The sequence below is a fragment of the Alteromonas profundi genome (genome assembly GCF_010500865.1).
Lineage (GTDB): Bacteria > Pseudomonadota > Gammaproteobacteria > Enterobacterales > Alteromonadaceae > Alteromonas > Alteromonas profundi.
Genome location: NZ_JAAAWN010000006.1, coordinates 96322 through 119414, shown reverse-complemented (window position 1 = coordinate 119414; position 23093 = coordinate 96322). Strand labels below are relative to the sequence as shown.

Annotated in this window: 22 protein-coding genes and 2 pseudogenes; 12 read left to right on the top strand and 12 right to left on the bottom strand. The window is 44.8% G+C overall.

The genetic code is table 11. The annotated features are described in order from the left end of the window. Window positions 1-25: 25 nt before the first annotated feature. Both GTH32_RS06505 and GTH32_RS06500 read right to left on the bottom strand, forming a co-directional pair. The gene (locus tag GTH32_RS06505) at window positions 26-1570 is read right to left on the bottom strand and encodes an MFS transporter (RefSeq protein ID WP_163084433.1); all 1545 of its coding nucleotides are present in this window, start codon (window positions 1568-1570) and stop codon (window positions 26-28) included. Between the two features lie 22 nt (window positions 1571-1592). Continuing rightward, window positions 1593-2933: a GH1 family beta-glucosidase gene (locus GTH32_RS06500; RefSeq protein WP_163084432.1), complete on the bottom strand. Its 1341-nt coding sequence runs from the start codon at window positions 2931-2933 to the stop codon at window positions 1593-1595. A 432-nt stretch (window positions 2934-3365) separates the two neighbouring features. Here GTH32_RS06500 and GTH32_RS06495 point away from each other — a divergent pair, with 432 nt between their 5' ends. The 8 genes and pseudogenes from GTH32_RS06495 to GTH32_RS19710 form a co-directional block, all read left to right on the top strand. Continuing rightward, window positions 3366-6365, top strand: coding sequence for a TonB-dependent receptor (locus GTH32_RS06495; protein WP_163084431.1), 3000 nt, complete (start codon window positions 3366-3368; stop codon window positions 6363-6365). 99 nt (window positions 6366-6464) lie between these two features. Continuing rightward, window positions 6465-8051, top strand: a complete 1587-nt coding sequence (locus tag GTH32_RS06490) for a tryptophan halogenase family protein (RefSeq protein ID WP_163084430.1) — start codon at window positions 6465-6467, stop codon at window positions 8049-8051. Beyond that, window positions 8038-9549: a tryptophan halogenase family protein gene (locus GTH32_RS06485; RefSeq protein ID WP_163084429.1), complete on the top strand. Its 1512-nt coding sequence runs from the start codon at window positions 8038-8040 to the stop codon at window positions 9547-9549. The genes GTH32_RS06490 and GTH32_RS06485 overlap by 14 nt, the downstream gene beginning before the upstream one ends. 113 nt (window positions 9550-9662) lie before the next feature. Further along, entirely contained in the window at window positions 9663-9956 is a 294-nt protein-coding gene (locus GTH32_RS06480) for a DUF1330 domain-containing protein (protein ID WP_163084428.1), read from the top strand. Between the two features lie 609 nt (window positions 9957-10565). Continuing rightward, window positions 10566-10856, top strand: coding sequence for a helix-turn-helix domain-containing protein (locus GTH32_RS06475; protein WP_163084427.1), 291 nt, complete (start codon window positions 10566-10568; stop codon window positions 10854-10856). 86 nt (window positions 10857-10942) lie between these two features. Then, window positions 10943-11265: pseudogene (locus GTH32_RS06470) on the top strand (type II toxin-antitoxin system HipA family toxin); the annotation flags it as partial. Window positions 11266-11283: 18 nt separating this feature from the next. Continuing rightward, on the top strand, window positions 11284-12288 hold the full coding sequence (locus tag GTH32_RS06465) for a YecA family protein (protein WP_163084426.1): 1005 nt from the start codon (window positions 11284-11286) through the stop codon (window positions 12286-12288). A gap of 10 nt (window positions 12289-12298) precedes the next feature. Next, a pseudogene (locus GTH32_RS19710) lies at window positions 12299-12556 on the top strand (hypothetical protein); the annotation flags it as partial. A 110-nt stretch (window positions 12557-12666) separates the two neighbouring features. Here the strand turns inward: GTH32_RS19710 and GTH32_RS06455 are convergent. After that, on the bottom strand, window positions 12667-13530 hold the full coding sequence (locus GTH32_RS06455; protein WP_163084425.1) for a YicC/YloC family endoribonuclease: 864 nt from the start codon (window positions 13528-13530) through the stop codon (window positions 12667-12669). A gap of 272 nt (window positions 13531-13802) precedes the next feature. On the opposite strand from GTH32_RS06455, the gene rph reads away from it, so the two are divergent. Genes rph through tusA form a run of 3 tightly spaced genes read left to right on the top strand, consistent with a single transcriptional unit; the run spans window position 13803 to window position 15417 of the window. After that, window positions 13803-14516: a ribonuclease PH gene (rph, locus tag GTH32_RS06450; protein ID WP_044058578.1), complete on the top strand. Its 714-nt coding sequence runs from the start codon at window positions 13803-13805 to the stop codon at window positions 14514-14516. 9 nt (window positions 14517-14525) lie between these two features. Then, window positions 14526-15167, top strand: coding sequence for an orotate phosphoribosyltransferase (gene pyrE, locus GTH32_RS06445; protein ID WP_163084424.1), 642 nt, complete (start codon window positions 14526-14528; stop codon window positions 15165-15167). Further along, entirely contained in the window at window positions 15157-15417 is a 261-nt protein-coding gene (gene tusA, locus GTH32_RS06440) for a sulfurtransferase TusA (RefSeq protein WP_163084423.1), read from the top strand. The genes pyrE and tusA overlap by 11 nt, the downstream gene beginning before the upstream one ends. A 56-nt stretch (window positions 15418-15473) precedes the next feature. On the opposite strand, the gene GTH32_RS06435 is transcribed toward tusA, so the two are convergent. From GTH32_RS06435 to GTH32_RS06405, 7 genes are all read right to left on the bottom strand, one after another. Further along, on the bottom strand, window positions 15474-16271 hold the full coding sequence (locus GTH32_RS06435) for a DUF1206 domain-containing protein (RefSeq protein WP_163084422.1): 798 nt from the start codon (window positions 16269-16271) through the stop codon (window positions 15474-15476). Window positions 16272-16351: 80 nt separating this feature from the next. Further along, window positions 16352-16534: a hypothetical protein gene (locus GTH32_RS06430; RefSeq protein ID WP_163084421.1), complete on the bottom strand. Its 183-nt coding sequence runs from the start codon at window positions 16532-16534 to the stop codon at window positions 16352-16354. A gap of 22 nt (window positions 16535-16556) precedes the next feature. Further along, the gene (locus GTH32_RS06425; protein ID WP_163084420.1) at window positions 16557-17051 is read right to left on the bottom strand and encodes a hypothetical protein; all 495 of its coding nucleotides are present in this window, start codon (window positions 17049-17051) and stop codon (window positions 16557-16559) included. 93 nt (window positions 17052-17144) lie between these two features. Next, window positions 17145-17735, bottom strand: a complete 591-nt coding sequence (locus GTH32_RS06420; RefSeq protein ID WP_163084419.1) for a YqaA family protein — start codon at window positions 17733-17735, stop codon at window positions 17145-17147. Window positions 17736-17748: 13 nt separating this feature from the next. Beyond that, on the bottom strand, window positions 17749-19041 hold the full coding sequence (locus GTH32_RS06415; protein ID WP_163084418.1) for a metal-dependent hydrolase family protein: 1293 nt from the start codon (window positions 19039-19041) through the stop codon (window positions 17749-17751). A gap of 133 nt (window positions 19042-19174) precedes the next feature. Beyond that, the gene (locus tag GTH32_RS06410; RefSeq protein WP_163084417.1) at window positions 19175-19756 is read right to left on the bottom strand and encodes a DUF1285 domain-containing protein; all 582 of its coding nucleotides are present in this window, start codon (window positions 19754-19756) and stop codon (window positions 19175-19177) included. Then, window positions 19743-20600 carry a DUF3014 domain-containing protein gene (locus tag GTH32_RS06405; RefSeq protein WP_163084416.1) on the bottom strand — a complete coding sequence of 286 codons (858 nt, stop codon included), beginning with the start codon at window positions 20598-20600 and terminating at the stop codon, window positions 19743-19745. The genes GTH32_RS06410 and GTH32_RS06405 overlap by 14 nt, the downstream gene beginning before the upstream one ends. 354 nt (window positions 20601-20954) lie before the next feature. Here GTH32_RS06405 and GTH32_RS06400 point away from each other — a divergent pair, with 354 nt between their 5' ends. Further along, entirely contained in the window at window positions 20955-21266 is a 312-nt protein-coding gene (locus tag GTH32_RS06400) for a DUF6482 family protein (protein ID WP_163084498.1), read from the top strand. Between the two features lie 2 nt (window positions 21267-21268). On the opposite strand, the gene GTH32_RS06395 is transcribed toward GTH32_RS06400, so the two are convergent. Both GTH32_RS06395 and GTH32_RS06390 read right to left on the bottom strand, forming a co-directional pair. Next, a complete protein-coding gene (locus tag GTH32_RS06395) occupies window positions 21269-22642 on the bottom strand; it encodes an ABC1 kinase family protein (RefSeq protein ID WP_163084415.1) in 1374 nt (457 codons plus the stop codon). Between the two features lie 92 nt (window positions 22643-22734). Continuing rightward, window positions 22735-23007: a hypothetical protein gene (locus tag GTH32_RS06390; protein ID WP_163084414.1), complete on the bottom strand. Its 273-nt coding sequence runs from the start codon at window positions 23005-23007 to the stop codon at window positions 22735-22737. Window positions 23008-23093: the final 86 nt, after the last annotated feature.

Genomic DNA, 23093 nt, shown 5'->3' with positions numbered 1-23093 from the left:
GACCATTGAATTTTTCAATCCATCATTATGCCGTTATTGTCGATGGTACGCCACGACGCTTTAGTAGGGTTTCGGTGACTTCTTGTTGATTCTTGTCATTTAATGGGTAGAGCAAGAAGAGGAGCGCACCAGCAAAGCCAAAGCAGGCTGGGATCCAACTCATTAAGTCGCGCATGCCGGGTAAACTTTGCCCTATAGTGGCAGGCTGCATGCCATCGTAGCCATAGCTTCCTAAGACAATGAGTACCAAGGCGCCAGCAAAACCGCCCCCGGTTTTTTGAACGAAGGAACCTGCAGAATAAATAAGCCCCGTAGCCCGTCTGCCAGTGCGCCATTCATTATAATCTGCCGAATCTCCTAGCATTGAGAAAAATAGCGTTGGCATTATCGCAGCGAAAAACTCCGCCGCGCAGCCAAGGGTAAAGATGCCAACTGTTGAACCTAGGGGTACGAAAAAAATGGCAAGGGTAAATAAGCTACTCGCTAATAAAGAAATAATAAATAGCGGCTTGCGGCCAAATTTTTCAGATAACCAAGAGGTGGCCAGTGCGCCGAAAATAGAAACTACCAATAGGCAAATAAAGTAGTATCCAATAAGGCGTTCTTCGCCAATGTAATATTTAAAATAATAAGCAATAACACCGTACTTAATGCCGTTAAACATCATAGTGAGAAACCCCATGCCTAAAAGTATTAACCAAGGTTTGTTTGTCAGTAAGTCGACGATGTCTTGTTGAGAACGGCTGTTTAACGATTCTGGGCGGGCAAGTAGCTTTTTCACGAACACTGCACTAATGCCCATTACTGCAACGAAGATAGTTCCACTTAGAAGGTTACGAAAATAGAAAAATGCAGTTATTGATGCAAGGGGGATAAGTATAAGAGGTAAATGCTTACTTAGGTCTATAAGCTCCTGTTTCAAAGGAGCCGTACTATTTATAGCAACGGGTACACGCTCTTTAGTAGAATAGACTGTAATTAGCATTAAGGTGACGAGCAAAGTCGCGAAGACATACATAGTATATTGATAACCTTTGGCATCATTTCCTTCGCCAAAGTAAGAAACCATCATAGGTAGGCACCCCATAACCAATAACCCGCCTAAAAACGCTCCTGCAAACCTAAACCCTGATAGGCTGGTGCGTTCCCTATCGTCACTGGTTATTACGCCCATAAGTGCAGAATAAGGAACATTGTTAACGGTATAGGCGAGCGTTAGCCCTATATAAGTAAGATAGGCGTACACAAGTAACCCTACATTACCCAAATTAGGCGTGGTGAAACAAAGTACCATGAACAGACCTAAAAACGGTGTTGAGCCTAATATCCAGGGACGAAACTTCCCCATTTTAGTTTTCGTTCTATCGGCAATCATACCCATAATAATGTCGGTAACACCGTCAGAGAGCCGCACAACAAGGAATAACATAGCGGCTGCTGCAGCACTTAACCCATATGTGTCGGTATAAAAAACGGTTAAATAGGCGAGCGCGCCTCGCCACACTAAATTAGCCGCGGCGTCTCCTAAGCCATATCCAATCTTCTCTGATAACGATAATTTCTGTTCCATGCCAGACGCCTTTACCTTGTTATTATTTGCGTTGAGCCAGTAGGGCTTTAAATGCTTTCGCGCTATCTTTCAATATGCGAGCTTGATTGTTAAAGTCTACATAAACAATACCAAATCGCTTTTCATACCCTTCGGCCCATTCAAAGTTATCCATGAGACTCCAAGCGAAGTAACCACTCACTTTCACGCCAAGATTCATGGCTTCTTCTACCGCTAATAAATGGTTTTGGTAATAGTCAATACGATCATTATCTTCTACCCTACCGTCCACAACAACATCGGCCATCGCTGCGCCATTTTCCGTAATGTAAACAGGCGGTAGTTTGTACCTTTGGTGTAATGATAGTAGTAGCTGGGTGAGTGCGGGTGGATGAATTTCCCATCCTATGTCGGTTTTGGGGGGGTAGTGTTGGTGTTCAAAGTATAGCTCACCGGTTTTTTTTGCTGCTGAGTAGTGTAAACGTGTATAGAAGTTAACACCTAAAAAGTCGAGTGGCTGACAAATGATGTCCATATCGCCTGGTTGAATAGGCGGTTTGTCATTGTCATCTAGCTTATTAATAACATCGGGATAGCACCCTTCCATTACGGGCTGCATGTACCACTGATTTATATATTCATCGGCTCTTTCTGCTGCAGCAATATCTTCAGGCTTTTCAGTTGCGCTGTAGCAAGGCGTAAAATTAAGAACAATACCGTTTAGCGCCGTAGGTACATTTTTCTTCAATACCTGCATACCTAAACCGTGCGCTAAGAGTATGTGATGGGCTGCAGTACGGCCTTTTTTTCTCCCCACTTTGCCAGGTGCATGAACGCCAATTTCGTAACCTAAGTATGCAGAACAAAAAGGTTCATTAAAGGTTGCATACGAATACACGCGATCGCCTAGCGCGGTAGTAACTTTATCAACATAATGCTCAAACGCGTAGGCGGTTTGACGATTTAGCCATCCTCCCTCATCTTCCAGGTATTGGGGTAAGTCCCAATGATAAAGCGTAACGAAAGGCTTTATATTTAGGCTATTAAGTTCATCAAGTAGCATGGTGTAGAATGCCAAGCCTTGTTGGTTTATTTCACCATTTTTTTGCATTAAACGAGGCCAGGAAAGTGATAACCTATACGCATCTACGCCGAGGCTGTTTATAAGTACGACATCCTCTTTCCAACGCTTGATATGCTCGCAAGCATGTAGCCCGTCTGATTTATCCGCTATAGCGCCTTCTTGTCGACAAAATACATCCCATATGCATTCTAATCGGCCCTCTGCGTCACCTTCTATCTGAAAAGACGACGTAGCGGTACCAAATAAAAATGAAGGTTTCAGCATAGGGCTAGTAGAGGAAAGCGATATTTTTTTAGTCATTACTGATTTTCCTATTTAGGCATTTTGCTCAAAGATTATCCGTGCAATTTGCGCCCTTTAATTTCTTAAGCGTACATATAGTGACTGATTTATAGCACAACAGAGGCTTTTTGAGAAAGCGCTTTCCCAGATTAATTAGCCGGCTTTTATCGAAGTTGTTTATTTTTATGTAAATTTTATATTTCTTTTTTCTGCGATCGCTCGTTTTTCTTTACTATAATAAGTGCCTGCTATTCCTTTATATTTTTATAATCTGCAGACCATTAACTGATTGAGTGTAAATTAAGTGTAAAATATATGTTGAAGTTGTAGTTGTTTTGACTTAACTTTGAGAAAGCGCTTTCTTATGTAGGGCATTTGCTTTTAGTAAAGAGAGAAAGCCCTTTCTTGAAAGAGACGAAAATCACTCAATACAACAAAGAGAGAAAGACAGTGACACACATACACTTAAACAAATCGAAAATTGCTAAGAGTCTGTCTTTAATATTGGGAACTGGATTGCTATTCCCTGTTAATGCGCAGGAATCACCGGAAGATGTAGAGGTAATACAGGTTTCGGGTATACGAAGTAGTGTGCAAGAATCCATGGGAATTAAGCGAGATTCAGCTGGGGTGGTAGATGCTATTTCTGCTGAAGACATAGGTAAGTTCCCTGACACCAACCTTGCTGAGTCGCTTCAGCGTATTACCGGTATTTCAATCAGCAGAAATAACGGTGAAGGTAGCCAAGTAACGGCGCGGGGTTTTGGACCAGATTTCAACATGGTTACCCTTAATGGGCGAACCATGCCAGGTTCGGCACTGCCTGGCGGCGGTGGTACACCTAATTCGCGAGCCTATGACTTTTCCGACTTAGCTTCTGAAAGTGTACGTGCTGTAGAAGTGTATAAAACGGGAAGAGCGAGCATAGCAACGGGAGGTATTGGTGCTACTATCAATATCCGCACGGCACGCCCCTTCGACGCACCTGAAACAGGTTTTATGGCAAGTGTAGGTGCAAAAGCGCTGCATGATACCACTAACCGTGTAGGAAGTGATGTTACCCCCGAGGTCTCGGGTTACTTCAATTATCTTGCCGATGATGAAAAATTTGGTGTGACCTTTACTGGGTCTTTTCAACAAAGAGACAGCGCAGCTCAAGGTGCTTTTGTAAACGAGTGGCGTGTGAACCCGTTTGACGGCAGTATTCCACAGTCCCCAGACCCTGCTAACCCAGATAGCGGCGACCCTATTGTTTTAAATAATGCGCCAGCAATGGGGCAGCTGTTCGCGATCCCTTCCGATTTACGTTATTACATGGCAGACAGAGAGCGTGAAAGAACAAATGCACAATTAACATTCCAATATGCACCGAGTGAAAACCTCGTTGCTACGCTAGATTATACCTACTCTAAGCAGGATCTTTACGAAGCACGTGCAGAGCAGTCAATTTGGATGGATGACAGGTATTTCACCGAGTTAACCTTTGACAATGAGAATGTAAAAACGCCTGTTTTAATCACGCAAGAGAGACGTGACTTATTGCCACGAGACTTGGGATTAGCCCTACAAGAGCTGAACCAAGTTAATGAAAACAAGTCTGTGGGTTTAAACATTGAGTACTTTGTAAACGATGATTTCACGTTGATCTTTGACTTACACAATTCATCAGCTGAAGGCCGCCCTGATTCCCCTTATGGAACATGGACAAACTTAGGTTTAGGGGCAAACGTGGTTAAGGGTCAGGGTGTCGATTTCACCGGCGACTTCCCCATCATGCTCGTTGATTTCGATGATGCCGCAAGAGATAACCTCAACGGAAATGGCATGCTAGATCAAGATGATGTGGGTACGTCTATCTTAGACATGAACTTCTCGTCGCAAGATACCGAAATTACCCAAGCCAGAATTGATGGAACCTATGTTTTAGACACCGGCAGCATTAACTTCGGTATTGAATCGCGCGCAATGGAAAGTACCTCATTACAGTCACTTACCCGCCACACTATGGGTAACTGGGGTATTGAAAACCCGGGTGAATTGCCAGCAGGTTCTCTAACACCGTTAGATTTTGCGAGTGAATTTAGCGATTTCAATACTGATGGCATGTACTCAGAAGGCTTTACAGGAAGCGTGGCAGAAATTGGCGCATTCGCCGCGCAAACCTACGGTTTCAATTTGGTGGCGGATAACCCCTATGCAACCAATAGAACCATAGAAGAAGATATAACGGCACTGTATTTCGAACTCGACCTTTCTGGCGAACTAAACGGGATGGAATATAACCTACTAACAGGTCTACGTTACGAAAATACCGATGTGACGTCTATCGCCAACATCAGCTTGCCCAGTGGTATTGCATGGGAAGGCAACAACGACTTTAACGTTCGTTTTGGTAGCGCGATGGAAGACGTGGAAGTTAAGTCGAGTTACGACCACATTCTTCCTGCGCTAGACTTTGATATTGAAGTAGTTGAAAACGTGATTGCCCGTTTCTCCTACAGTAAAACCATTGCTAGACCTACTTACAACAGCTTAAGTGCGGCAGCAACGGTGAATACACCGAGTGGTCCAACATTATTAACTGATGGCGCTACAGCTACTGCCAGTTCAGGTAACCCAACACTAGTGCCGTTAGAATCGGACAACGTAGATGTTTCAGTAGAATACTACTTTGATGAAACCAGTTATGTATCGTTAGGTTTTTACGATAAGCGCGTGAAAAATTTTATTGGTAACGAGCAGGTTGAAGAAAGTATTTACGACTTACGTGATGCCACCGCCGGGCCTAGAGCACAAGCGGCAATGGAAGAGCTTGAAGCGCGAGGTATACCCATCAGCGATACGTCATTATTTAACATGGTTGCAGCCATGGAAAATGGTGTTGACTACGACTCGATGACCGATGAGCAATTTGAAGCGGCTTACGATGTTTTACCAAATGGCGACGACCCAACGCTTACGTTCATTAACTCTAAACCGGTGAATAACAAAAGTGCCAACATTTATGGCTTCGAGCTTGCCGCACAGCACTTCTTTGGTGATACCGGTTTTGGTGTTTTGGGTAACTACACCACAGTCACGGGGGATATTGGCTTTGACAATGACGCCGACCCTTCCATCACACAGTTTGCTTTAGTGGGTTTAAGCGATACGGCGAACCTTGTGCTCATGTATGAAAATGAAGGCTTACAAGCTCGTATCGCCTATAACTGGCGAGACAAGTTCCTAGATACCACTTCTCAGTACGTAAACGAACCGGGTTACACAGAAGCCTATTCCCAAATAGACTTTAGTGTTTCCTATGATATTTCGGATGCATTAACTGTGTCTTTTGAAGGTATCAATATTACCGATGAAAACATTCGTAGACATGGACGAACCAGTGCCATGCTATGGAAGTTAGATGAACTTGGTGCCCGTTACGCATTAGGCGTTAGATACCAGTTTTAGATGTAGGGTGTGTTAGCCCGCTCTCGTGTATTTTTATTGCACTTGGGCGGGTTTTTTTTCATAGTGAAACAAGCCATAAATGATAAACCACGCGGTGTTATGAATAAATTGGTGAAACACGTTGTTATTGTAGGCGGCGGTACAGCAGGTTGGTTAAGCGCAGGCATACTGGCGGCAAAGCTAAAGCCTGACTACAAAGTTACCCTTATAGAATCACCTAATGTACCCACAATAGGTGTTGGCGAAGGTTCGTGGCCATCGCTTAGAGACACACTACTTGACATTGGTATTAACGAGCGGGAATTTTTAACGGCCTGCAAGGGCACGTTTAAGCAAGGCTCTTCATTCGTCAACTGGCGCGCTTGTGCTGCTAACTCGCAAACCTTTGCCCACCAATATCACCATCCTTTTACGGTGCCTACGGCATACAATGAGTTAGATATTCATGCTTGCTGGCAATCAATAGCGAAGCATGAAAGCTACGAAAACAGTTTTTCTCTACAAAGCCTGATGTGCACGCAAGGGAAGGCGCCAAAGCAAGCCACCACCCCAGATTACGCTCATGTGCTTAATTATGGTTACCACTTTGATGCCACGGCATTAGCGAATTTGCTGAAAAAACACTGCCTTGAAACCCTTGGTGTACATTACGTATCAGCCCATGTCAGCATGGTTGAAGAACACCCCAATGGATATATTCGCCAACTCCTCACCGATAATGGTCAGGCAATATCAGGCGACTTATTTATAGACTGTTCTGGCAAAAGCGGATTACTCATTCAGCAACACTTTAATGTACCTTGGTTGTCACTTGAAACCACCATGCTAAACAATCGAGCCATGGCGGTTCAAGCCCCCTATGCTCCCGACGATCAAGCCATAAGCAGTACTACAGTAGCGACTGCTCAACGTGTGGGTTGGACATGGGATATAGGCTTACAACATAGGCGTGGTGTGGGGTTAGTTTATGCCAGTGAGTTCTGCAACGAAGACGCTGCAATAGACATATTATTCAAACAAGTAAGCCAACGCTTAAGCCATGCCAAAGCGCAGGATTTAAGTGTAAGAACCCTTTCCTTTGAACCTGGCTATCGCAAAGCCTTCTGGGTAAAGAACTGCTTAAGTTTAGGCATGTCCTCAGGGTTCGTTGAGCCTTTAGAAGCCTCAGCCATTGCCATGGTGGAATTAGGGCTACGTATGTTGTGCGAATCCTTCCCACACAACGCAGAACATATGGAGCATGTTAGTCAACGTTACAATCAGAGATTTGAATATCGCTGGCAGCGCGTGGTGGATTTCTTAAAACTTCACTATGTACTGAGCGAAAGAAATGAACCTTACTGGCTTGCCCAGCGTCATGAAAGTCGCACTCCACCCTCGCTATCCACACTATTAGAAATTTGGAAATATCAGGCCCCTTCACGCTTAGATCTAATTGAAAACGAAGAAATATTTCCCTCAGCCAGCTACCAATATGTATTGTATGGTATGGGGTATAACACGGCGTTACCCGCTATTGCGCTAAGTGATGCCGATCTTTCAAAAGCGAAAGCAATACGCAGCAAAATGACACAAATGAAACAAGCCTACTTACATGCATTGCCAAGTAACAGAGCGTTACTTGATGAGCTTTGTGGGTTACATGAAGAAAAGGGTAATAAGGAGCATAACCATGTCCACATTTGATAGCGCGACGTTAGCGCCGGTGAAAAACGTAGTTATTGCAGGTGGAGGCACTGCCGGTTGGATGGCCGCCATTGCGCTAGTCAAACTATTAGGCAAATCACTCAATATTACCCTTGTTGAATCTAAAGATATTGGCATTATTGGTGTTGGCGAAGCGACCATCCCCCCTATTAGAACCTTTCATAAACTGCTTAATATTGACGAAAAAGCCTTTATGAAAGCGACGCAGGCAACATTTAAATTGGGCATTGAATTTGAAGGCTGGCGCGAAGAAAACCATAGTTATATACACTCATTTGGGGTAACCGGTAGAGAATGCTGGGCAGGCGAGTTTCACCATTTTTGGCTGCGTGCCCAGAAGTTAGGGTTTGGTGGTGAGTTTGGTGATTATTGCCCTGAATTGCAGGCGGCTAAAGCCAACAAGTTTTTCACCAATGAGTCTATGCCACTCAATTTTGCTTATCACTTTGACGCAGTGGCCTACGGAAGATTCCTTCGCACGCTCGCCACAGAGGCCGGCGTTCACCATATCGTGGGTAATATAACTAACGTAAGTAAGTGTTCGCAAACTGGTAACCTCACCAGTTTACAAGTTGATGAGTCGCAAGAAGTAAACGGTGACTTCTTCATCGATTGTACCGGGTTTAAAGGTTTGCTCATTGAACAAGCCCTTCATACAGGGTATGACAACTGGAGCCACTATTTGCCTTGTGATAGCGCGGTGGCAATGCAAACTGAGACTGTTGCTGCGCCCGTTCCCTACACAAAAAGTAGTGCCCATAAGGCGGGTTGGCGTTGGCAAATTCCCTTACAACATCGGGTGGGAAATGGACTCGTGTATTGCAGTAAATACATGAGCGATGACGAGGCAAAATCGACCCTTGTGCAACAGGTAGAAGGTGAACCCGTTAACGACGCTCGCTTTATTAAGTTTACACCGGGAAAACGTCGGTTAGGCTGGAATAAAAACTGTGTGGCGCTTGGCCTTGCCAGTGGGTTTATCGAACCTTTGGAGTCCACCAGTATTCATCTCATTATGACAGGTATCGTCAGGCTAATGCGGTTATTCCCATTCGATGGGGTTACCCAGTCGGCCATAGACGAATACAACACCAAATACGACAGTGAAATGGCCGCTATTCTCGATTTTATTGTTATGCACTACAAGGTGACCAATAGAGAAGACTCACCTTTTTGGCAGCACTGTAAAAACATGCCTATTCCCCCTTCCCTCACCCACAAGCTCAATTTGTTCAAAGATACAGGGCGAGTTTTCCTAGATGATGGTGATATTTTTCGCGTAGATTCGTGGACACAAGTAATGTTGGGGCAAGGTTTAACACCTAATCAATACCATAAGGTGGCCGATGAGATGTCTGAAGCGGAATTAGAACGATTTATGATGGGATTGAAGCAACAGGTAGATATACAGGTATCAAGGTTACCTTCTCATCAAGCGTTTTTAGATAAGTATTTAGCAGTTAATAGCAGAGCGTAATTATCGCGTAAAACAAAAAACTCATTCAATAATAAGGTATATTATCAAAATACATTGAGCTGTTAGTCTTTGCGTTTCTACTTAACGTTATTATTTATTAGGAGCGCCGCCAAATGAAAGCTTACTCAGTGTTAGAGGTAACCATTAACGATGACAGCTGGATACCAGCATATATGGAAAGTGTAGGTGAGATAGTTTTGAAGTACGGCGGCACTTACCTAGCCAATTCCAATGATTACGAATTTCTTGAAGGTAAGGGTAACCAAGACGCCGTGCGCGCGATAATAGAATGGCCGTCTGTTGCATCAGCAAAGTCGTTTATGACTGACCCCGACTATCTCCCCCATTTACACGCACGCCAAGCGGGTACTATCAGCAATCACTTTCTGATAGAAGGGAAAGCCTGAGCTTCAAATGGTAGACATTAAGGTCTACAGATTGTTACCCATAAAGTAGACTTCAGATAGTTGACCTACTCAGTTTACGAATAACGCTAAATTTGTTGGGCGTCAACGGCGTCTCTACGAGAGGTAGTTTTAGACAAGGAAGGAAAAGTTCTCTCCACAATACTCACCCACTGGATGAAACAGAATGAAAAAATACGGAACGATAAAAAACAAAACCTCGCTATAAAACGAGGTTTTTTAGTTGGTTGTAAGTTATTTTGAGCGCTAGTGAGCTTTATTCAATATTCTGGATCTGCTCATTGAGTAGTGGCCTAGACCATAATAAACCCAATAGCTTACCGAAAAGAAACCGTTCAAAAATGGCTGTTTGCCCTCCAAACTGCCCACCATTTGCCTATGGCTTTTACTAAATCTTAGTGGTGCTTCTTGGCTAAAACTACGGAAAAACTGTGCCGTTTTTATGCTGCTGTTAGGGTCTAAAAATAGCAGTTTTGAAGGGCTTTATTGAGTAATTTTTTCAACGCCCCATCCACTAATAGATACAATAATATCCATTTTTAGCTTTCCTGCGCTATAATGGACATAATTGTATCCATTTGGTTGTTGCGGATGAATTTTACCTTACTTGATGATACCGATGTAAGCCAAGCTTATGCGGCTTATTTACGGGAGTTACGAAAGCAGGCAAAGCTATCACGAGCTGCGTTGGCTGAGCGAAGCTGTGTACCTGCGGCCACCATTAAGAAATTTGAGCTAACTGGGCAAATTTCATTTCGCCAATTGTTGTTGCTTTGGCAGACGCTTGATTCGCTAGATAGGCTCTTTCAACTCACACAGCCGAGCAAAGAACGCACTGCTATGCCCACCAGCATTGATGAGGTGCTAAAAGATGAGTTTTAAACCCATTCAAAAACTCACTGTAACTCGTACGTTAAGCTCAGGTGAACAGGTTTCTGTAGGGGTCTTGGCGCAAAATCGCCAAGGTGTTTTTGCTCGAGGATGACGGTCAATGGGAGCCTGCACCTTTTTACGATGTTACCTACAGCCCACATCCATTCAACGAACACGCCACTGCTTTCGGAGGTTATGGCAAAGCGCCACCGCTTAAGGTAATGCAAAAACTTGCTACCAGTGCAGGCTTTTCGAATTGGAATGATGCAAGGCAAGGCAAGTCATTGAAGAAGTTGCAGAAGCCATCAGCCAATTTACGTATCTGGCACAGCAGCAAGGGATCAGTAAAACAACAGTGTCTGCGATTGCTAAGACATTGGATCAGCGCAAACAGGAAAATGCAGCGCTTTTTCTATAACAATAAGAAGGGACAGCTATGAAGCTCGGTCGTAACGATCCTTGCCATTGTGGCAGTGGTAAAAAATTTAAACGTTGTTGTATGGGCAGCGCTTCCAAGCAACATGACCAAGTTTTCGATGATGTTGAAACCATGCTGGCAATGAACCGAAATTTGAGTATTGATGAACTCAACGCAGCCTTGCAGCACAAAGTGCACGATCGCAATAATCAACCTCATCCCGATTTTTGTGGCGTAACGCCAACGCAAATGGCCAATTGGCTGTATGCGCCTTTTGCTGAATTACAGTGGGTCACAATCAGTACGCCAGACAGCCTTGCAGCCAGCCCAGTCATGCGCTATTTAGCGCTCATTCTTGATGAGGCCATGGCCCAAGAAGGCTCCTTCAAAGCCACAAGTAAAGGTAACTTACCGGCTAAATTAGTCAAACAGGCCAGTGAGTTATTGCCTGAGTTTGCTGTTGCCCAATTCGAACGTGATATAAGCATCAGTGAGTTTGCCGGCAGCAACGAAGACAAGTTTAATGCCTTGCATTACACCCGAGTGCTTGCCGAAATTAGCGGTATTATTTATCGGCGCAGTGGTCGCTACCATGTAAAAAAATCAGCGCAAAAGCAGTATCAAGCTTTAGGCATACAGACTTTTTTCAAACCTATGTTAGAGGCTGCCATCAGCAAATATAACTGGGGCTATTTGGACGGTTTTGAGTTTGATGCCGACCTGCGAACCTTTTGGCTGTTTATGTTGTGGCGTATCCAAAGCCACAACAGTGTGGATCAGCTTGTGAAAGAGGTGATGACAGCATTCCCTGATCTATTGCTGGCATTCCCTACGGATGATTACTTCTCGCCAGAAAGAAACTTAAGCATGCTCATTGAAGCACGATTTATTGAGCGATTTTTGCAGTTTTGGGGGTTTGTGACCATTGACCCAAGACGTTATTTTAACACGAAACCTGTTGGTAGAGCGGTACAGGTACTGCCTTTATTAAAACAAACTTTTCAATTCACAATAAATACATAGCAAGGTCATCGTGAGCGAATATCAATACTATAAATTCGAGCGTCTGGATGGGTATTTAAACGCTCAAGCACGCCAAGCTCTCAGATCAATTTCAAGCCGTGCTGAGATCAGCGCCACGTCCTTTCAGGCGTATTCCACCTACAGTGATCTATAGGCAGAGCCTTTTGAGCTGATGTTAAAATACTTCGATAATGATGACGTTGAGCGAGTGCCGTTGATTCAATTCGATTTTGAACACTTCCGTGAAGAGGTGCAGGCGTTTGCTGCACGGACATCTGCAAACCGATTTGGACGGGAAAAATTACAAAGCCCTTTATTTACAAGCAAATAACAGGGCTTCTAAGACATTCTTGGACGGGTGACTTTCTACCCAGGAACCTATTCGATGTTTTGAATCTGCTCTCGCATTTGCTCAATTAAAACTTTGAGTTCAACAGCTGATTGGGTAATGTCTGTGCTAATAGACTTAGACCCTAGCGTGTTCGACTCGCGGTTAAACTCTTGCATCATGAAATCTAACCTGCGGCCCACTGCCCCGCCTTTTTTCAAAATATTGCGGGTTTCTTTTACGTGAGTATTTAAGCGATCGAGCTCTTCGGCGACATCTACCTTTTGCGCTAGCATAATCATTTCTTGTTCAAAACGACCCGCATCTAGCTCTACCTTTGCTTCTTCAAAACGGGTTTGCACTTTGTCTCTTTGCCATTGCATTATTTCTGGCATCCGAGCAGTTACTTTTTCTGCTTCAACTTCAATCGCATCTAAACGTTGTATAATCATGTCTTTTAACGCTTCGCCTTCAGTGGCGCGGGCACTAATAAAATCGGTTAAGGCTTGGTCAAACGCTGCCATTACATCTGTGTGTATGGTGTCCATGTCTGCTTCTTCTGCAGCAATAACGCCTGGCCAGCGTAGTACATCAAGGGGGTTTACGCCGGTGGATTGACCATGGGCTTGTACCCAGTCGGCGGCGTGCAATACTTGTTTTGCGAGTGCTTCATTAAGGCTTAGTTTAGTGACAGCGGCATCGTTGGCCGTAAAGCGAAGCGCGCATTCTACTTTTCCGCGGGCCAGTTTTTTTCTAAAACGTTCACGCAATACAGGCTCTAGTGAACGAAATTGTTCTGGCAAACGAAAATAGGTTTCTAAAAAGCGTTGGTTTACCGAACGGATTTCCCAAACCGCAGAGCCCCAGTCTTTTTTCGTCTCTACGCGGGCAAACGCTGTCATGCTGTAAATCATAAGTGTCCTTAAATTAAATTGTGAAAACCTGCAAAAACAACGGGCCAGTGCACATTGTGGTTAGTTCAGATCGGGCAGGTGTTCTCGTTCTTCATATAGTAGCGCACAATTAGGGAAAACCGTTATGTTAATAGGCTAAAAGTTCGTTTTTAACAGGTGCGCTTAGTGGGGTATACTATGTCTCTTAATACCATAAGGCCTATGGCATTTACGCAGCGCAGTTGCGTATATGTACATGCCCTATTTAATGCATTTACGTTGTGGAGAACACTATGCGTCCAAGCGGCAGAACCGCCAGTCAAATTCGTCCAGTTACTATTACTCGTCAGTATACCTGTCATGCTGAAGGCTCAGTATTGGTGGAATTCGGAAATACCAAAGTGCTATGTAACGCAACGGTTGAAGAAGGTGTTCCTCGCTTCATGAAAGGCCAAGGCAAAGGATGGATTACCGCTGAATACAGTATGCTACCTCGCGCTACTCATACACGCAGCGGTCGTGAAGCGGCCCGTGGTAAGCAAGGTGGTCGTACTTTAGAAATTCAACGTTTAATAGCCCGTTCTTTACGTGCAGCGGTCGACTTGAAGCTACTTGGCGAAAATACTATCACGCTTGATTGTGATGTTATTCAGGCAGATGGTGGTACACGTACTGCGTCTATTACCGGAGCCTGTGTGGCGTTAGTTGATGCGCTTACTTACATGCGCGCAAAAGGTATTCTGAAGGCTAACCCCCTTAAACATATGATCGCGGCCTTGTCGGTAGGTATCTACAAAGGCACGCCTATTGCCGATTTAGAATATACCGAAGATTCTGAAGCAGAAACGGATATGAATATCGTTATGACGGAAACCGGTAAGCTTATCGAAGTGCAAGGTACTGCTGAAGGCGAACCATTTGATTTCCAAGAACTAGATGAAATGCTAACTATCGCGAAGCACGGTCTTCGTGAATTGTTCGACATTCAAAAAGCAGCATTGGCATAAGGAGTTAGCATGAAGGCGTTCCAGCGCGATTTTATTGAATTTGCGATAGCCCGAGAGGTGCTTAAATTTGGTGAGTTCACGTTAAAGTCTGGCCGCGTTAGCCCGTATTTCTTCAATGCAGGTTTATTCAACCGTGGGGGCGATTTGGCGAAGCTAGGTCGCTTTTATGCAGATGCTTTGGTTGATGCGGGCGTTGAATTTGACGTATTGTTTGGCCCGGCCTATAAAGGTATACCTATTGCTACCACTACAGCGGTAGCGTTAGCCGATAGCCACGGCCAAGACGTACCTTATTGTTTCAACCGTAAGGAAGCGAAAACTCATGGCGAGGGTGGCAATTTAGTGGGAAGCCCCCTTAGCGGCAGGGTAATGCTGGTGGACGATGTTATTACCGCCGGTACTGCTATTCGTGAATCTATGGCGCTTATCGAGCAACAACAAGCTAGCTTGTCAGGTGTGCTAATAGCGCTAGACAGACAAGAGCGTGGCAAGGGTGAACTGTCGGCAATTCAAGAGGTAGAGCGCGACTTTGATACTCAGGTTATCGCTATTGTGTCGCTTGCTGACGTAGTGGCTTACCTTAAGGAAAAAGGCGGTCACGAGGAGCAAATTAACGGAATTAACGCATACCGTGAGAGCTATGGCATCTGATATTCAAACGTTATTTGATGACGCCAGCGCGCATCTTGATGCGCTGGGTTTACGATGCCCTGAACCCGTAATGATGGTGCGCCTTGAAATACGCAAATTAGCAGAAGGTGAAACCTTATCTGTGGTGGCAGACGACCCTTCTACTGCTAGGGACATTCCTAGTTTTTGTCGGTTTATGGAGCACACCCTTATTGCCGCACAAACCGAAAACATGCCGTATCAATATGTGATTAAAAAGGGCGTTAGCTAACGCCCTTTTATATCTATTTCTACAAGGTGTACGCAAGGTTACGCCAATTGCGTAGGCTACGTTCGACGATACCTGGCTTCAAACCCACAATAAACCCCAAACATGACGAACCCTGCACCAACGGCAGCTAAAAGGTATAACCCGAAGGGCTGTTGGGTTAATGTGGTCAGTGATTTTTGTAACCCTCCAGCTTCAGATGGGTCACTTTGATACGCAGCAAGCGCGAAAAAGCTGCCCACGAATAAATACACTACCCCACGCGCGAAATAGCCTATTCGGCCAGCCGTTTTCGTCGCTTGTCGATGCGTTCCTGTTAACCGGTGTTGCTCAAACTTTTTCAAAAAATCTGCCGTGTAGGCGTGTTTGAATTGTATAAAGGCGAACGTAATAATAGCTGCGCCTATTGCGGCGACGAGTAATATTCCCCATTCGTACTGCATAAGATGTTGACTTACATCCTCACTGCTCGACCCACCACTTTTCTGGTCGGTGCCCATCAGGACTCTTACTCCTAGGTAAGCCGCCGCAAAATAAAATAAACCTGAGATAAACAAAAAACCTCGCATCACGATGTCTTTCGCCTTGTCCATTTGTAACGACTCGGTATTTAAAAAGCCTTGTAGCCAGCGCCACAATGCATAACAAACTAGCCCGACAATAAGGCCAAATAATAGTGCTTTGCCAAAAGGTTGGGATTGGAGGGTTTCAAAAACGTGTTTCTGTGTGGCTTTTTCACGTTCAGCGGCAGTTATTACAGAGGAAAGGATGAACAAACCAAGCAGTGAATACATCACGGTTTTCGCGCTGTAGCCCACGCTAGCAATCACATTTAGCCAATTTGTGGATGACGACATTCCTCTTCTCCTAATAATAAATACGTTATTAGGTAATCAAGATTTAAACCACTTTAGTCCATTGCAGCGTAAATTTTCTGTTAGTGCTCTTCTTCGCTTAAGGCTTGTAATAGCAGTTGTTGTAACTGCTGTTTGCTATGGGTGCACGAGCAGTGGATATCGGTGAGATGAATATTCCGACCACTTAACATTTTGCGAAGCACCGAGGCTTTTACGTTGACTGATATGAAATCGTTACTGTTAACGCTCGATTTAGTTGCCATTTTTTGCATCCTCGTTGTATTACTAATGTACGTTTGCAGAAGCAAGCTGGGGGCATATTGAAGGGAGTTGTCCTTGACGCTTTTTGCTAAGAAGGTGTTGGCTACCCGTTTCAAGAGATTGCTGTAGGGTGGCAATTAGCCTACATACCGTGGGGGTTGTGGCATGCAAAGGCAAAATAGCCAGTAGCTGTTGCTGAGATTCTTGAAGAACACGGTGAGCTTCTTTAATTTCATCATTCTTAATAAGCAAGGTGGCCAAGTACATGCCCATGGTACCGAAGGCTAAAATATCTTCATGTATGGGCTTAACCCTATCCGGCAATACCGGCTGAAGCGCAGTTATAATAACCTTCGCTGCTTCAAAGGTTTGATAGCCTAAACGCTTCGCTTCCTGCGTATCGCCTTTTATATGTGCCTGCTGTGTCTGGTTTTGCAGGGCACTGCGATGCGCCCGGGCAATCATAGGGTTAAGCTGTAACCACTTGCGATAAACGGGACATAAATGGTGTGTTTTCATATTTGCACCTCCTAAATACTACATTAGTGCAAATAAGAATCATTATCAAATGTAAAGTTCAAAAAAACGATGCATTTTATCGAGACCCTCAATTTAACCGCTAAATTGATTTGCCCCCCACCAGATTAGTACAACTAATAGCGATAGCGCGAGAATGGCGCGCATCTTATAACGTTTAATGAGTTGTTCGGCGCGTTCACCGGTGTAATACACAACTATGGCCAAGCCGAAGTAGCGGATGGCCCGCGCAATCGCAGTTGCTAATAAAAACAGCCCTAAAGAATATTGTGTGGCGCCAGCGGCCAACATGGCGACTTGAAATGGTATGGGCGCTATTCCTAGGGTCATTACAAACCAAAAACCTTGGTTCTGCATCTGCTGTTTTACGTTATCAAACTGTTGTTCGCTAAAGAAGGTATCTATTACCCACTCACCGATTAAGTCAAAGAGGTAATAGCCTAAGGCGTAGCCGAAAACAGCACCTAAAATACACCCTAGGGTGGCGACAAGCGCAATTCGCCACAAGCAGTCGCGTCTCGCTTGCATTAGCGGCACCATTACGGCCTCTAAGGGCACGGGAACAATGGTTGATTCTAAAAATGAAGCTAGGGTCATACCCGTTAGCATGTGTTTTGAGTCAACCAGTTGGCGTGTTTTTCGCTTTAGCTTTTTTCCCAGTGCCATGTAACCCTTTTACCTATTGTTTGTAAACTTTGCCATCCTTCATTACAAACGATACCTGCTCAAGCAACCCTATATCTTTTAATGGATCGCCCTTAACTGCCACTATGTCGGCAAGCTTCCCGGGCTCTAGTGTTCCTAGTGTATCGCTTATGCCTAGTAGGTCTGCGCTATTTACGGTGGCACTTAATATCGCATCGGCGGGAGACATTCCCGCCTCTACCATAAGAGCAAATTCCTGTGCATTATCGCCATGCGCTGAGACACCACTATCAGTACCAAAAGCAATTTTTACGCCCGCTCTATGTGCTTTTTTGAAGGTGTTTTGAATAAGTGGCCCTATTGCTGCGGCTTTGGGGCGCACAAGATCGGGGAAGTAACCATCTATTTTTGCTTTATCGGCAACAAACTTTCCAGCCATAATGGTAGGTACATAGTAGGTACTGTGTTGTTTCATCAAGTCACGAATTTCATCATCCATATAGGTGCCATGCTCAATTGAATCAACCCCTGCCACTATCGCCCGTTTCATCCCTTCTTTGCCATGGGCATGTACAGCCACTGTCATGCCATAGTCGTCGGCGGTTTCTACAATGGCGCTTAATTCATCAGCCATGAACTGGGGGTTTTGACCACTTTTTGCCACGCTAAGCACGCCGCCGGTTGCGGTGATTTTAATAAGATCTGCGCCATCTTGGTAGCGCGAGCGAATGGCTTCACGGGCATCAACTTCTCCATTTACTACGCCTTCTCTAGGGCCTACATCTGGGCGCAGAAGGTGGGAGATGCCGTTGCTAGGGTCGGCATGCCCACCTGTGGTTGCAATAGACTTTCCCGCCGTGTAGATACGCGGCCCGGTCGCGTAGCCTCGATTAATAGCATTGCGTAGGGCGACAGTTTCATAATGCCCATCCCCTAGGTTGCGTACAGTAGTAAAACCCGCTTGTAGTGTAGTATTTGCATAGTGTGCAGCGCGTAATGCAAAGTCAGCCTCATTAAGCGAATAACGATCTAAATAAGTTTGCGGCCCGCCAAATTGGGTAGATAAATGAACATGCATATCCATTAGCCCCGGCATAACAGTGGCGTCTTTTAAATCAATAACGGTATCGCCATCGCTAGGTTGAAGAAAACCATTTTCAATGGCTTTAATTTTATTCCCTTCAACCACAATGGTGACGGTAGATCTAAGGGTATCCGAGGTGCCAGTAAATACGTCTTTTGCGTGAATAAGTGTTGCGGCTTGGGCCGTTATTGCAAGGGCTGTAGAAACCGCCACCACGCCTAATGTAACTAGTGTCTTTTTCATGATATTTTTCTTTTGATTGGTGAATAGACGAACAGTTAATGTAGAAGAGCGGCAAGGGGAACGCAAATAAACCCTCTTTTTCTGTGCTAACAGGTGTTTATTGAAACTATCAAACGGGGGAGTAAAATTAGCCTTAGTCAGCGACTTCGCCAATCACGAATTCCTGCTGGCCAGAGCGGATAGTAAAGCGGGTAATATCGCCACCTTCTGCCTGTTGTGTGTGGGCCTCGTTGGCGTGGGATAATAGTTGATAGTAGGTATTTTGGTGCAAGCGCGCCCATAAATTACGTCGTACGCAGATATAGGGGATGGGCGTGGCCTTGTCATCGCTGATAGCAGGTGGTGGAGTACGTAGCTCAAGTTGCGCGCTACTGGTCAATGGGATCTCATCCCCTGTTTGTGTAACAAGCACCAAGGTGTCATCTTTTTTATGCCACTCGGTAATCAAAAATGGCGTATCTTCTACCTTAATGCCTACTTTTTCTACCGGAGTAACAAGGTAGTAATTATCACCTTCACGCTTTAACACCGATGCAAATAAACGTACTAAACTTATTCTTCCTATAGGGCTGCCTTCGTAAAACCAACGTCCGTCCAGCGCAATAGTCAAATTAATATCGCCACAAAACGGGGGATCCCACTTATCAACTGGCGGAAGAGGGCGCGCCGCATCCGACGTGCCCTTAAGTTGTTGTTGAAATCTATTGAGATCCATCGGATTCAATTAACGCTTTCAATTCGCGCAGTTTCGCTTTAATTCTGCGCATGTTGTCGGGCCCGGTGCGAAGCAGTTGCTTCTGTGGCTCGTTTAAATTTTCTAAGCGGGCATCAGAGTACTTATAGGCTACAGAGTCAGTATACACTTCTACAGGTACCGGTACCTCAGGGGTATCGAGTAACTGGTTAATGGCTTCAAGCAGTACACTATTAAAGTCTCTGTTAGGGCTATCGCTTATTTCAGCAAACTTAGCTTGTACATCTTCTTTGTAGGTGTTGTATACACTAAGTAACGCCTGATTATCGAAGGACTCCAACATATCCACATAGGGGGTGTAGCGTTTATAACTTGCTGCATCAATCCATTGTTTCCCCGCTTGGGAATATACCCTAAAAGATTGCTCTGGCGGTGTTAATAACGATTGGTTTGGCGCCATTTCATCATTTGCCAGGTTAGTCACAGTAACCACAAAGCGTTGTAGTAAGCCTACATTAACAATAATACGGTTTACCATATTGTCGTCGGCGGTAGAAATATCACGCAACGATGCTTTTACCGCAGGGTCGCTTACATCAAGTGGCTCGGGTTCTGAGGGTTCTGGCTCAGGAAGAGGCTCTACTTCATCCTTTTCCTCAAGCTCTACAGGCGGGGGTGTGGTACGGGGTTCAAATACCTCTGGCTCCTCAGGAACTTCAAGTTCAGGCTGAACCACTTCTGGTTCTGGCGCCACCGGCGTTTCTTCTTCGGAAGGCCAAAAAATGATGGCCAATATGACCACAATAACTGCCCCAATAATTACAAAGTGGGGAACTAACGTACGTTTTTCTGACGTTTCGCTCATAATGTCTCCGCTGAAAAATTTGTCCTTTCCTTAATACTATCAGAGATAACACCGAATATTTGAATATCAAGCAAGAGAAATATACTACTTGCCGCGTATTTCCTTTATTAAGACGTTATTTAAACGTATTGGTGTCACTTTTCGATCGGTTCTTACTTTAATTATAGCCACTTAACCCTATTTTTGGCGCTCAGCTATAACACTATCAAGGCAAGCAATAATCACAACTATAAAGAGCACTATGTTTCTGATAACCCATTTTCTTTTTACCCTCTCGCTGTGTTAAACCATTGTTGAACCTGAAACCTGGGCTTCGCGTATTTAAACAAAAAACTGAGACTGCATAAAATGACGATGCACAAGTTTAAGTTCGGCGATATCAGTAAGGCATCTACCACCATTGACTATCTCGAAGTACAGTCATATGAGATGAATATTTATTTGATTTTTCTTCAGATAGGCGGCAACAGCGGTATGCTCTATGACGAGCACAAAGGTACACCAATGCGCTTTTTTAGCGCCGGCCATATTCGCGAAGCGTTTGCCCACTGTCACGTAAAAAACGCGGTCATGAAGCACGATACGCCCTATGACGAAATGATTGGCAACCCCCCTAAAAGCCTTGAGCAAATGGCCTTGCCCTTTAGCATGACATTGCCTTATTAGCCTTAGCCACGTTCTACCAACCATGGTTTGGCTGCCTCTCGCATATCTATCCTAGCTTGAAGGCGCTTAGCCAGTAAGTATAGCCCGCCAAGTTTACGGTGTATGAAAAGCGCATCAGCAGGGGGCGTGTGCCAAAAATCGTGCTCTGCGGTCAGCGCCATGCCCTTTTCATGGAGCCGTAATATTAAGTCGGTTTGGCCAAAATCATAAGGCCCCTGCCACCTTATTGCTTCACAGGCTTCCATCCCTATATCAACCACTGCCTGTTGTTGTGTGTCGCTATGCTTTTGCGTTACAAGGCCGATAGATAGCGCAGCTTTTAACATGGCGGATGTGTCATTATGGGCAGCGCTAATAAGCAACTTACGATAAGCTTCAGCTATTGCCTCAGGAATTTCGCGGGTGGCGCCAAAGTCTAACAACACCCATTGCTTGGTTTTTGTATCAAATTGGTAATTTGCTAAGTTTGGGTCACTTTGCAATAAGCGAAAATCGAAGACTTCTTTAAAGAATAGCGTCATTAGAGCGGTCATGGCTATGTCTCGGGTTTGCTGATCTTCTTGTTGTAATACATCAAGGGGAGCGGCATTAACAAAATCCATGGCCAGTACCTTTGCAGTGGTTAATGGCGCGTAAACCTCTGGTACGACAAACAGCGAATTAACCTTGGCGTGTTCTTTCGCGAGTGCCTGTTTATAGCGCACCAGCATCTTTGCTTCTCTTTGGTAGTCGGCTTCTTCATGAAGCTGTTGCTTAGCATGGGTGAGCAAGGTATTGAGATCTACCGAAGCCGGCACTAACCCAGATAATTTTATTAGGCTGGCGACATTATCAATATCGCTATCTATACTTTCTTTTACGCCTGGATACTGCACTTTAATAGCCAGTATTTTGCCGTCTAATGTTATGGCCTTATGCACTTGCCCGATGGAAGCAGCGGCCACAGGCGCGAACGAAAAGTAGAGTAAGGTGTTTTGCCAGTCGGCCCCCCAAGCTTCATCTAAGGTGTCTACTAATTGGCTTTTCGGCATAGGGTCCGCATCATCCCTTAAGCGCGCAAGAATACTGGCCAATTCTGGCGGTAGAAAGTCGCCACTGTCCATTGATATTAGCTGCCCTAACTTCATAGCAGCACCGCGCATACTCGCCAATTGATTGGCAATGTTGGAGATGTTTTTGGGGGTAAGGATAAGTGAGGATAACGCCGGTCGCTGCCCTTTGAGCCATTGCCCTGCCCCATTCGCAACCACATTTCCCGCTACTTGCGTGGCCAGTGCGCCTAACCTACTTACCCTACGAAACCGAGAGGAAGGTACCGCGCTATTTTTACGTAAAGGCTTCTCGCCTTTACGATTATCGTCATTGTCTTCACTCATAGGCACAATTTTATGGTTTCTTAGAACGTCAGTAATGGTTACTTATACGTAACTGCACGGGTAGTGGATGTATACGTTTTATTTGGTAATTATTAAAAAACTTGCGATATCAGATGGATGAAGAAACCAAGTGCGCTACCCATGGCGAAGCCCACCCAGCCACTACGAGCTAGGTATCGCATTAATGTAGCACCAAATATGCCGCACCATAGCATTGAGGAGTAAGTAGCTACCATACCTTCTCCAGCGCCGCTTTGTGGAAGAAATAACATTACGATAAAGGTAAGCGCCATCGCGCCGCTTAACAGCACCCAGATAATTTGGTTAGGGTTTATAGTCGGGGTTACAGGTGTATTGTTTGGCATACGAAGTCGCTTTTTGTCGTTAACTCTTACTACATTAGGAAAAGAAACAAGAAAATAAAATAAGACTTCAGGACTAGATAACAAAA